A 10,462-nucleotide genomic window follows, 5' to 3' on the forward strand; every position below is an offset into this window, starting at 1 on the left:
GGGTTTTGGGAATAAACACCTGATGTTTTTCTGGGTAATTTATGTTTATTTCAGTAATAAAAATTACTGAATTTTATAATTAATATTTAAGTCAGCAATCAAAAACCATACAAATCGTATTTAAACATACATTTTTCCTCACTGGAGATATGTCAATATCTACCAACTTAGATGGTAAAAATTTGGTAGCATTGCCAATACTCCACGGAGTGTTAATTATTATGAAAGAAAATTTCTCAAAAACACTTTTTTCCGTGAAAAGAAGACGATTAATGATACTAATTGCTATAGCATTAACCACAATGCTGATAGCAATTGGTATACCAACCCTTACTTCCGCCCCTGTAGTAGCACAGTCTAATACCAACTTACTGGTATCTGCCGCTGCAAGTTTACAAGAGGCTCTAGAAGAAATTAAGCCCCTATACCAACAAACCAACCCCAACATCAACATTACTTACAACTTTGGTAGCTCTGGTGCTTTACAGCAACAAATAGAACAAGGTGCGCCAGTGGATGTTTTTATATCTGCGGCAAAAAGACAGGTAGATGCTTTAGAACAAAAAAATCTTTTACTTCCTGGTAGTCGTACCATCATTGCTAAAAATCGCCTAGTTTTAGTTGTACCAGGTAATATTTCTGGTATTAGTAGTTTTTACAATCTCAAAGATACAAGAGTCAAAAAAGTAGCTATTGGTGAACCTAGAAGCGTACCCGCAGGGCAATATGCACAACAAGTATTACAGAAATTGAAAATTTGGGATCATATCAAATCAAAACTGGTTTTTGCTAACAATGTGCGTCAAGTTTTATCATTTGTAGAAAGTGGCAATGCTGATGCGGGTTTAGTGTATTCTACTGATGCCAAAATTTCTAATAAAGTCAAAGTTGTCGTTGCGGCTGACGAAAAATATCATTCTCCAATTATTTATCCCTTAGCCATACTCAAACGCAGTAAAAACGTTGATACAGCTAAGAATTTTTCTCAGTTTTTAGCTAGTGATAAAGCTAAAGCTGTATTCAAAAAATATGGGTTTATTATGCCTTAAATATCGCTAAAATTAAATTCCTGTATTTCTCAATCAAATCTTGTGGGGTGGGCATCTTGCCCGGCCTAATTATTTAAAGTAAATGACATCATTGATCTTTACTTTTAAAGTACAGGACTTACGCAAAAGGGAACGAAAGTAGGGGTAATTCATGAATTACCCCTACGCAAGAATAAGGTTTTCAGTCACATCTTGCGTAAGTCCTATTCACTTTTAAAGTCAAGAAAATCCTTAATCTTCACTAATTCTCTCACTAATGTTGACGTTTCCAAATAACTTATTTATCCAAGGACTAGCAATAAAAATTCCTGCTAGTACCAACAAAAATACAGAAATTCCAAAAATTTGGTCACGGGGAATTTCTAACACACCACGTAAAATAATTTCTCTTAACGCAGAAACAATAGTAATTTCTACCGCAGCACCTACAGAAATACTATGTTCTTGCAGATAATCAACCAAAAGCCTAAATAATTCCACAAGTATCAAGATAAACAAAATATCAGATGTTACTTGCCGCAAATCTAATGGATGCAAAAAGGAGATAAACATATCTCCTAATCTGATGAGCATCACACAAAATAAACCTACGCAAAGAGAAATAACAATAACATCTTGAAAAAGTTCTAAATTACGGACAATTCTATCTCTCTTAAACCAACTATTTACTTCTACAAGTATGCGTTTTGGCATAGTCGCTACAGTATATTTATTTTTATGGGTGGTAAAAAGTAATCTTAAATTAAAATCCAAATTTACAATGTTTATCGAGAGCATTAATAAACTTTTATGAATTATTTCCGCCCAACTCAATAAGCAGAAACTAACAGAAAATAGCTACTAAAGAGATTAATGATAGCTTAGAAGCTTCTTACAGAACTAGCAAAATTGAGAAATACTGGAGCGAATCATGAAAATTACTTATGACTCAGAAGTTGACGTTTTAAGGATTATCTTTAGTAATGCAGAAATTGAAGAAAGTGATGAAGAAAAACCAGGAATCATTTTAGACTATGACGAAGTTGGAAATATTATAGGAATTGAAATAATAGTTTACACATCAGATAGGATTGCTATATGCTTATAATTGGTAAGTATCAAAAACCTATCCTGTAGCAGTGCATGAGCTACTGTATCAATCCTAGCTGTCCCAAACCACAAAACCCCAAACAACCCTTATTTTGTCAAGCTTGTGGTTCTGAGTTACTTTTAGAGGGGTGTTATCGAGTCATTCGTCCTTTGGGTGGTGGTGGTTTCGGTAAAACCTATGAAGTGGAAGACTCTGGTGCAAAGAAAGTTCTCAAGGTTCTGTTTAATACAGTTCCTAAAGCGGTGGAACTATTTCAGCAAGAAGCGGAAGTGTTAAAACGACTCAACCATCCCGGTATTCCTAAAGTTGAATCAGATGGTTACTTTATTTATTCTCCTAGAGATGCTAAAGAACCCCTGCATTGTTTGGTGATGGAAAAAATTGAGGGAATGAACTTAGAACAATACATGATTCAACGTAACCATCAACCCATCGGTGAACGTGCTGCTGTAAGATGGTTGAAACAGATAGTTGAAATTTTACAACAGGTCCATCAACAAAATTATTTTCATCGAGATATTAAACCACCTAATATTATGTTACGCCCCAATGGGCAGTTAGTATTAATTGATTTTGGGACAGCACGGGAAGTTACACAAACTTTCATGCAGAAAGTCGCAGGACAGCAAGTTACAGGAATTATTTCCGCAGGTTATACACCATTGGAACAAATGAATGGTAAAGCTGTTCCGCAATCAGATTTTTTTGCATTGGGGCGGACTTTTGTTTATTTGTTAACTGGTAAGTCTCCTGATAATTTTCATGAAGATGCACGAAGTGGAAAGCTAATTTGGCGAAATCATGCTGTGGGTATTTCTCCGGGTGTAGGAGATTTGATTGATTATTTAATGTCTCCATTTCCGGGAAATCGTCCAAAAGATACGCAGGAAATCTTAAATTGTATTAGTGTAATTGATGGTTCTTTGAAATTGGAAAATTCAGGGAATGAAGTTCCCAGTAGTAACCATAAAACAAGTAAGTTGAAGTATGGAAGTTTCTGGTTGCGTTTATTAGCTTACTGTACAGACATTTTTCTTTTAACTATTACTATATCCCTATGGTGGAAAATATTTTTTAACTTTTTTCCTTTGTTACCAGATTATACTATTAATTATGTTGGGGCTTTTGGATATTCTTTAATACTTACATCACTAACTACATTAGGAGGAGTTTTCGGAGAAATATTTGCTACTATATTTACTATATTATTTATTAACTCTTTCACTGATCCGACAGAACCTTTATTTGCTTTTATCATACCTACCTTTGGTTTTATTAGCAAATGGCTATATTTTACTTGGTTTGAAAGTTCTCCTATGCAAGCAACTTTGGGTAAAATGATTTTCGGTCTTAATGTTAAGAATATCTCTCAGAAGCGTTTAACATTTGGTGAAGCTAATGTAAGATTTTGGAGTAAAAGTCTTTCTGGTTTAATTCTACTGATAGGTTTCATTATGGCTGGTTTTACTGAGAAAAGGCAAGGTCTACATGATAAAATAGCTAAAACTTTGGTTATTAAAAAACGATCTCCATAATTACACATCATTTATTTTCTGTTCGTTACACTGTCACTAACACACTCTACTAAAATATAACTACAACCACCTTATTTGTGTAAAATATAAAAGGAGGTAATGATTATGCCAAATCTGACATTAAGCGATCAACAGGTAATTGAATTAGTTAAACAGCTACCCCCAGAAAGTAAACGGGTAGTATTGTTAGAATTAGCTAAGGATAGTGAAAATGAGCGTGAGTTGCGGATGGAGTATGCTGAAAACCAACTCCGCAACTTGTGTGCTGAAGGAGGTTTAAATTGGGATACTATGTCAGAAGATGAACGTGAATCATTTATAGATGATTTGGTGCATGAGGATAGACAATGCAACCAATAGTTGTATTTGATAAAAACATTCTCTGAATTATTGGTTATTTCCTATCTCTTAAATATCATAACCCATAATATAATCATCCATCACAAAACCACCACCAAAATCTATTACCTTACTCTCAATAATCTTAAAGCCAAATCGAGTATAAGCTGTAATTCCTTTTACATTACTTTTATTAACATTGAGTATAATTTTCTGCAAATTCATATCTTTAGCTTTTTGACAAACATGAGATAACATTATTTGTCCATAACCAAACCCATGCAGCGCAGGTAATAAATAACATTTATGTAATTTCAAACAATTAATATGATTAAGATTATCTTTTACTTCCGCACCATAAGATAAATAACCAACTATTTGATTATCTTTAACGACTTTATCGTAAAATATTCCTAGCTGATAAATTTCTTTTTCAATTATTTCAAGAGCATACATTTTATCTAACATATACTCTATTTGTTCAATACTGATAACTCCAGGATAGTGACTACACCAAATTTCCCGACTAACTTTGATCAGTTCCTCAAAATCAGTATCTAATAACTTTTCAATTTTGATTGTTAAATTATTCATATACGGCAAGTTACAGGAAACAGGTGACAGGTGACAGTGTGAAAAGTCTTTGGGTGTGTAGGTTTGATCATCAAGTTATGTCCTAAGCGACTTGTCTGTTGTGATATCAAGTGAGTTTTACTCCTGACTCATAACTCCTTGATCTCCTGACTCCTGACTCCTGACTCCTAAATTCTGCTATATTTTAAACTTTAGTTTCTAGCGGGTGCTGAGAAGTTTGTAAAGTTTGCGGTAAACCCCAATCTGGACGCAATTTAGCCGCTTGACGCAAATAAATGTGGTGAACGGGGGCGGAAGTTGGCAAATAGGCGTGAATTAAAAAGCGGATACAACGCTGTAAACTGCCTTCGACGTGCATTTGTTGGACATCCAACATAGCTACACTATCCCATAAAGGACGACGGCGGGCGATCGCTGCTGGGAAAATAGCATCTAAGTCACGGGTGACAGAAAAAGTAACACTTAAAATTTCTGTTGGTTCTAGTTTATTCCGTCGTTCCAGTTCATTAATTAATTCTGTCACCGCTTCTGTAATTGCTTCTACGCTATTTTCGGCAACGGTTGTTGCACCACGAATTGCCCGCATTTGCCATTCCACTTCCAAAGTCCTCCTGAATTAGTCATGAGTTATTAGTCACTAGTCATTAGTCATCAGTACACAGACTGGTAACTAGTGACTATTGACAATTAATCTACGGTCTATATAACCACAAGGGTAAACCACTTGTAGACATTTCAAATTCCAGCCAATCAATTCCAGCCGCAATTTGTGATTTCGACTGACTACTACCTGGTAGAACTCGACTCAATAATGGTTTACGTTCTTCTAGCGTATAACAAGGAGTTTTTTCTGGATCAAGTCCGACTAATTCCGCTGTCCAGCGTCGTGCATCTTCTTCTGTTCCCAAACGGTCTACAACCCCTAATTCTAAGGCTTGTTCTCCGGTGAAAATGCGCCCATCAGCGAAATTTTTAACTGTTTCTACCTCCAAGGAACGAGCCTGTGCTACTGTCTCTACAAACTGCTGATAGCTGACATCTATCAATTCTTGCAGGATGTTTTCTTCTGGTTCTGTCAGTTCCCTGTCAAAAGATAATATATCTTTATAAGGTCCAGACTTGATCACCTTAAAGGAAACACCTACTTTTTCTAACAGACGTTCTAAGTTGTTTCCCCGTAAAATCACGCCGATACTACCTGTAATTGTGCCTGGGTTAGCCATAATGTGTTCCGCTCCCATGCCAATATAAACGCCTCCAGAAGCCGATATATTGCCAAAACTCGCTACGATTTTGGTTTTTTTGCTCAATCTCTTCAAGGCGCTGTATATTTCTTGGGAATCTCCTACAGTACCCCCAGGGCTATCAATACGCAGCAGTAAAGCGGGAAATTTTTTCTCTTCTACTGTTTTTAGGGCTTCTAACACTCGTTTGCGGGTAGCACTGGCGATCGCACCAGTTATTTCAATCCGAGCAATTTGTTTACGAAACTTGGGTTTAAACGGCCAGATCATGAGTAATCTAATCAGTTAATAGATTTAATATAAATTGTCCAGCGGTCAGATGACCTCTTCGACTCTTTTCAGAAGATTAAACCAGCAAGTATGAAGCTATTTAAATTTTAAGGAAATTTTTAGATTTGGTTTATAGTGTTGTTTGCTATATTTCTTAATAAAGGGATATTTCTTTAAATGTTCCATTCTCAACCAAACTCTGTACTGGTTTGTTGCGTGATTGTCAAAAATCACCATTTCCAAAACACAATCTAAGTTGGTAACAGTACAGCAATTATACGGTTGCTTATACATATATATTTTTTACAGCACAATTTAACAGCATAATGCAAAGTTATTAGTCACAAGCGACTAATGACTAAAAAAGCTTACTTACAAAAAATCACAGCAATAACTGAGCTATGCCAAAAAATAGTTAAAGTCAGGGATAGCAGCAGATTTGTTTATAAGAAAGTTAATTTAGTTGTTAATTGTCATTAAATCAAAGAGAGACATTATCTAACTTTCTGAGTTACTTAGGAATCAATACGCAGTATTTGATACCGATAATAAGCATAGATATCAAAAAGCCCACCCACAAAACCGAAAGTAAGACTGATAACAAATAAGCCATTGATAGGACTACCAGTACCAAAAGTAGCCAGAAAATGCAAAATCTGAGCGGGTACTTCTTCAGTTAGTCCTTGCAAACCGGGGACAAAGCCAAAAAGGCATAAACAGATTAATATACCGCCCACCAAGAATATCGGAGCAATAAAACTGAAAACAGTAGTAAGCAAGAAAGATCGGAGAAAGTTGGTAAAAAGATTCATAATCAGGCAATCTCCAAGAGTAAGGTGAATGATAGCCAAGAAGCAGTACGTTAATTTCTACAATACGTGCGATCGCTCCTGAAAAGTTAATTTGTCAAAAATCTTAAGTTTTCATTAAAAGAAAAGTTAATATAACCCTCAAGTGATGAGGCTATGTTGATGGCTTCCAAAGGGTAAAATACCTGATATATCAAGATTTTCGCCGTTTAATAACGTCGTAATATATTTAATCAAGCAAAAGAAGCAGCTTAATTTTCTGAGAGAATCTTTAAACTAAGTTAATGTTTGGGGATTGGGGATTGGGGACTGGGAAAAATAACTAATGACTCATGACTAATGACCAATGACAAAAAACCAATAACTTTCGCTATTCTTAAAGCATTCACTGAGTTAGATAGAAAACATTGAGCCAGACTATATCCAAATCCGGTTTAGGTGCATGGACCAAGCGATTACTAGCAGCGATTTTTTTAGGTGGACAAGTGATAGTTCACCTGATGAAAGGCAAAATCCATCGCCGTAATACCTTAGAACAACTAGCCGCCGTCGGTCCAGATTCCCTGTTTATCGCCTTATTGACGGCCGTTTTTGTAGGTGCAGTATTTACAATACAGGTAGCACGGGAGTTTATCAACTTTGGCGCAGGAAACTTAGTTGGGGGAGTATTAGCAGTAGCCTTAACCAGAGAACTGACACCAGTGCTAACAGCAGTGATTTTAGCTGGGCGAGTTGGTTCTGCATTTGCCGCTGAAATTGGCACAATGCGGGTTACAGAACAAATAGATGCCCTGTTAATGTTAAAAACAGACCCCATTGATTATTTAGTTATTCCCCGCATCCTGGCTTGTTTATTAATGCTGCCTATCTTAACCTTGTTATCCTTAGTTACTGGAATGGGTGGGGGACTAATAGTTGCTATCAACATTTACAACCTCTCAGATACAGTATTTTTAGACTCAGCCCGTAACTTCTTAGAAATTTGGGATATCTTTAGCGCCATGATTAAAGCAGCCTGCTTTGGCGTTTTAATTGCTATTATTGGTTGCAGTTGGGGTTTAACCACCACAGGAGGAGCAAAAGGTGTGGGACAATCAACTACAACAGCTGTTGTTACCGCCCTGCTGATTATCTTTATTAGCAACTTTTTTCTATCATGGTTAATGTTTCAAGGAACAGGTGGAGGATTCACTCCTGGACTGTGATGGTGACTAGTGATTGGTGACTAGTGACTGGTGGTTGGGTTAGTAACCTCCCTATCTCCCCCGATTCCCTGTTCCCTGTTCCCTGTTCCCTCCAACTAAAATTATGACTACTTCATCAGTACCTAACGCCCTATCTACGGTGGAACTCAAGCCAAGTTACAATATCCCTATTGTGTTGGTGCTTGGTTCTATTCCCCTACTGCTGTTGCAACCTTGGGTTGGAGGAGCGATCGCACTGCTAGGATTATTTTTAATGTTGCAAGCTGTAACCTTGCGATTTCAATTTACTGCTACTGATTTTGATCTTTACCGGGGTGAAAAGTTAATTCGGCGTTTTCCTTACCGAGAATGGCAAAACTGGCGGATTTTCTGGGATAGAGTTCCCATTTTGTTTTACTTTAAAGAAATCAACAGCATTCACTTTTTACCGATTTTATTTGACCCCAAGAGCTTAAAATCTTGCTTAGAAGAACGTTGTCCCAGAATATGAATAGTCAACGGTTGGTAGACTGATAACTGATAACTATAGCAGGAGTCAGGAGTCCGTAGGGGCAAACCCCCCGTGGTTGCCCGAAAAACGCCCGTACTACGGCTATAATTTAGTCGCGTTAATAATTACAATCCTATTTATGAACCCAGAGGAATCCCAAACTCCAAAACCGATAGATGACTGGTGGGAAGAAACGCCGAATGAAATTTCCACAGATGGAAAATCGGCGGAAATATCAGCAAATTTATCGGATGATTCACCATTAGAGACAGAAACATCAACTCCAGCACAACCATCAGCAAAGGAAGTTGATGTAGAGTTTGCAATGATGAACACAAAAACACAAACATCACAAACGTCAAAAACAGTAGAAACATTAGAAACATTAGAAACATTAGAAAAAATAGATAATAAATTCCTGGAATCAGAATCAGAATTTAATTCACTATATGCAGTAGCAGCGCAACGAGTAGCTGAGTTACAGGAAACCGAATCCGCACTCAAAGCAGAAATATCTCAACTGCAAATTACTTACAAAACCCTTCAGGGACAGGTTAGCGAAACTCAAACAGCACTCTCGAAAATGGTGCAAGAGTCCCTTTCATTGTTAGAACAGCGTAAACAGGCATTGCAAATTTCTGTAGAACAACTGGAGCGACGACAAGAACGCATTAGAAATGAAATGCGAACGACTTTTGCAGGTACGTCTCAAGATTTGGCTATTCGGGTACAGGGTTTTAAAGATTATCTCACAGGTAGTTTACAAGATTTGGCAGCCGCAGCGGAACAATTGCAACTTGTGCCGGCTGTGAGGGAAAAAGAAAGAGAAAAACCAGCCATAAAAGAGGCGAAAAAAGAATCCAAACCTGTTGAAGAACAGTCTCAGACTTTGCAATTTGCCCAACAACAGTTTCAAGATACAACAAAACAAATTCGCCGTTTAATTGATCAATATCGCAACCAGCCAGATTATTATGGCCCTGCATGGCAGTTAAGGCGCACTTTTGAACCTGTTCACGCTGAAAGAGTCTCTAACTGGTTTTTTACCTTAGGAGGACGGGGTGCGCTGCGGACGATGGGTAGTCGTTTGCAGAATATTTTGATTGCTTCAGCGGCCATTTCGATTTTACATAAATTATATGGCGATTACGCGGAGCGTAGTGCCGGGGGCGATCGCCTACGTACTCTGATTTTAGCTAATAGTCCCGAACGTTTGGGCGAATGGCGACGGGGTTTACAAGATTGTTTAGGTATTGGTCGTCCTGATTTTGGACCAGACAGAGGTGTGGTATTATTTGAATCACCTAACGCTTTAGCCCAAAAAGCAGATAGATTAGTTAAATCTAATCAAATGCCGTTAATTATCATTGATGATTCTGAGGAGCAAATTAGTTTAGGCTTATTGCAATTTCCTTTATGGTTAGCTTTTGCACCAGATCCGAAAATGATGCGCGATCGAGATTTTGATGATGATTTTTAATTATAGGGAATGGTGACTGGTGACTGGTGATTGGTGATTGGTGATTGGTGACTGGGGAAAAAAATTTTAGATTTTAGATTTTAGATTTTAGATTGGAGTTAACAAAAACAATCCAAAATCCAAAATCCAAAATCCAAAATAAATAACTCCTGACTCCTGACTCCTGATAGCGACTTGTACTGAGCCTGTCCTGAGCCTGTCCTGAGCCTGTCCTGAGCCTGTCCTGAGCCTGTCCTGAGCCTGTCCTGAGCCTGTCCTGAGCCTGTCCTGAGCCTGTCCTGAGCCTGTCCTGAGCCTGTCCTGAGCCTGTCCTGAGCCTGTCCTGAGCCTGTCCTGAGCCTGTCCTGAGCCTGTCCT

Annotated in this window: 12 protein-coding genes; 7 read left to right on the forward strand and 5 right to left on the reverse strand. The window is 37.6% G+C overall.

Annotated elements, in window-relative coordinates:
- Window positions 1-302 precede the first annotated feature (302 nt).
- Entirely contained in the window at window positions 303-1,049 is a 747-nt protein-coding gene (gene modA, locus H5968_RS15250) for a molybdate ABC transporter substrate-binding protein (RefSeq protein ID WP_370569775.1), read from the forward strand.
- A 231-nt stretch (window positions 1,050-1,280) separates the two neighbouring features.
- On the opposite strand, the gene H5968_RS15255 is transcribed toward modA, so the two are convergent.
- Complete coding sequence (locus H5968_RS15255) at window positions 1,281-1,742, reverse strand: phosphate-starvation-inducible PsiE family protein (protein WP_187040629.1); 462 nt, start codon at window positions 1,740-1,742, stop codon at window positions 1,281-1,283.
- A 217-nt stretch (window positions 1,743-1,959) separates the two neighbouring features.
- Here H5968_RS15255 and H5968_RS15260 point away from each other — a divergent pair, with 217 nt between their 5' ends.
- From H5968_RS15260 to H5968_RS15270, 3 genes are all read left to right on the forward strand, one after another.
- Window positions 1,960-2,136, forward strand: a complete 177-nt coding sequence (locus H5968_RS15260; RefSeq protein ID WP_096567816.1) for a DUF2283 domain-containing protein — start codon at window positions 1,960-1,962, stop codon at window positions 2,134-2,136.
- Window positions 2,137-2,171: 35 nt separating this feature from the next.
- Window positions 2,172-3,674: an RDD family protein gene (locus tag H5968_RS15265; RefSeq protein ID WP_187040630.1), complete on the forward strand. Its 1,503-nt coding sequence runs from the start codon at window positions 2,172-2,174 to the stop codon at window positions 3,672-3,674.
- A gap of 105 nt (window positions 3,675-3,779) precedes the next feature.
- The gene (locus H5968_RS15270) at window positions 3,780-4,034 is read left to right on the forward strand and encodes a hypothetical protein (RefSeq protein WP_187040631.1); all 255 of its coding nucleotides are present in this window, start codon (window positions 3,780-3,782) and stop codon (window positions 4,032-4,034) included.
- A gap of 48 nt (window positions 4,035-4,082) precedes the next feature.
- Here H5968_RS15270 and H5968_RS15275 read toward each other — a convergent pair whose 3' ends face one another.
- The 4 genes from H5968_RS15275 to H5968_RS15290 all read right to left on the reverse strand — a co-directional run bounded on the left by H5968_RS15275 (window position 4,083) and on the right by H5968_RS15290 (window position 6,933).
- Window positions 4,083-4,607 (reverse strand): GNAT family N-acetyltransferase, encoded by a 525-nt coding sequence (locus tag H5968_RS15275; RefSeq protein ID WP_187040632.1) that lies wholly within the window; start codon window positions 4,605-4,607, stop codon window positions 4,083-4,085.
- Window positions 4,608-4,791: 184 nt separating this feature from the next.
- Entirely contained in the window at window positions 4,792-5,205 is a 414-nt protein-coding gene (gene aroH, locus H5968_RS15280; protein WP_096567822.1) for a chorismate mutase, read from the reverse strand.
- A 94-nt stretch (window positions 5,206-5,299) separates the two neighbouring features.
- Complete coding sequence (sppA, locus tag H5968_RS15285) at window positions 5,300-6,121, reverse strand: signal peptide peptidase SppA (protein WP_096567824.1); 822 nt, start codon at window positions 6,119-6,121, stop codon at window positions 5,300-5,302.
- A 515-nt stretch (window positions 6,122-6,636) separates the two neighbouring features.
- On the reverse strand, window positions 6,637-6,933 hold the full coding sequence (locus H5968_RS15290; RefSeq protein WP_096567826.1) for a hypothetical protein: 297 nt from the start codon (window positions 6,931-6,933) through the stop codon (window positions 6,637-6,639).
- A 404-nt stretch (window positions 6,934-7,337) separates the two neighbouring features.
- Between H5968_RS15290 and H5968_RS15295 the strand changes: the two genes are divergently transcribed.
- The 3 genes from H5968_RS15295 to H5968_RS15305 all read left to right on the forward strand — a co-directional run bounded on the left by H5968_RS15295 (window position 7,338) and on the right by H5968_RS15305 (window position 10,105).
- Window positions 7,338-8,135 carry an MlaE family lipid ABC transporter permease subunit gene (locus tag H5968_RS15295; protein WP_187040633.1) on the forward strand — a complete coding sequence of 266 codons (798 nt, stop codon included), beginning with the start codon at window positions 7,338-7,340 and terminating at the stop codon, window positions 8,133-8,135.
- Window positions 8,136-8,238: 103 nt separating this feature from the next.
- Window positions 8,239-8,625, forward strand: coding sequence for a DUF3119 family protein (locus tag H5968_RS15300; protein ID WP_187040634.1), 387 nt, complete (start codon window positions 8,239-8,241; stop codon window positions 8,623-8,625).
- Window positions 8,626-8,764: 139 nt separating this feature from the next.
- Window positions 8,765-10,105: a DUF3086 domain-containing protein gene (locus tag H5968_RS15305; RefSeq protein WP_187040635.1), complete on the forward strand. Its 1,341-nt coding sequence runs from the start codon at window positions 8,765-8,767 to the stop codon at window positions 10,103-10,105.
- The last annotated feature ends 357 nt before the right edge of the window (window positions 10,106-10,462 follow it).

Source organism: Sphaerospermopsis sp. LEGE 00249 (assembly GCF_014299995.1).
GTDB classification, from domain to species: domain Bacteria; phylum Cyanobacteriota; class Cyanobacteriia; order Cyanobacteriales; family Nostocaceae; genus Sphaerospermopsis; species Sphaerospermopsis kisseleviana.

Bases quoted from the DNA above. Each gene is read 5' to 3' on its own strand.
- modA (WP_370569775.1), top strand. From the start codon at position 303: ATGCTGATAGCAATTGGTATACCAACCCTTACTTCCGCCCCTGTAGTA.
- H5968_RS15255 (WP_187040629.1), bottom strand. From the start codon at position 1,742: ATGCCAAAACGCATACTTGTAGAAGTAAATAGTTGGTTTAAGAGAGAT.
- H5968_RS15260 (WP_096567816.1), top strand. From the start codon at position 1,960: ATGAAAATTACTTATGACTCAGAAGTTGACGTTTTAAGGATTATCTTT.
- H5968_RS15265 (WP_187040630.1), top strand. From the start codon at position 2,172: ATGAGCTACTGTATCAATCCTAGCTGTCCCAAACCACAAAACCCCAAA.
- H5968_RS15270 (WP_187040631.1), top strand. From the start codon at position 3,780: ATGCCAAATCTGACATTAAGCGATCAACAGGTAATTGAATTAGTTAAA.
- H5968_RS15275 (WP_187040632.1), bottom strand. From the start codon at position 4,607: ATGAATAATTTAACAATCAAAATTGAAAAGTTATTAGATACTGATTTT.
- sppA (WP_096567824.1), bottom strand. From the start codon at position 6,121: ATGATCTGGCCGTTTAAACCCAAGTTTCGTAAACAAATTGCTCGGATT.
- H5968_RS15290 (WP_096567826.1), bottom strand. From the start codon at position 6,933: ATGAATCTTTTTACCAACTTTCTCCGATCTTTCTTGCTTACTACTGTT.
- H5968_RS15300 (WP_187040634.1), top strand. From the start codon at position 8,239: ATGACTACTTCATCAGTACCTAACGCCCTATCTACGGTGGAACTCAAG.
- H5968_RS15305 (WP_187040635.1), top strand. From the start codon at position 8,765: ATGAACCCAGAGGAATCCCAAACTCCAAAACCGATAGATGACTGGTGG.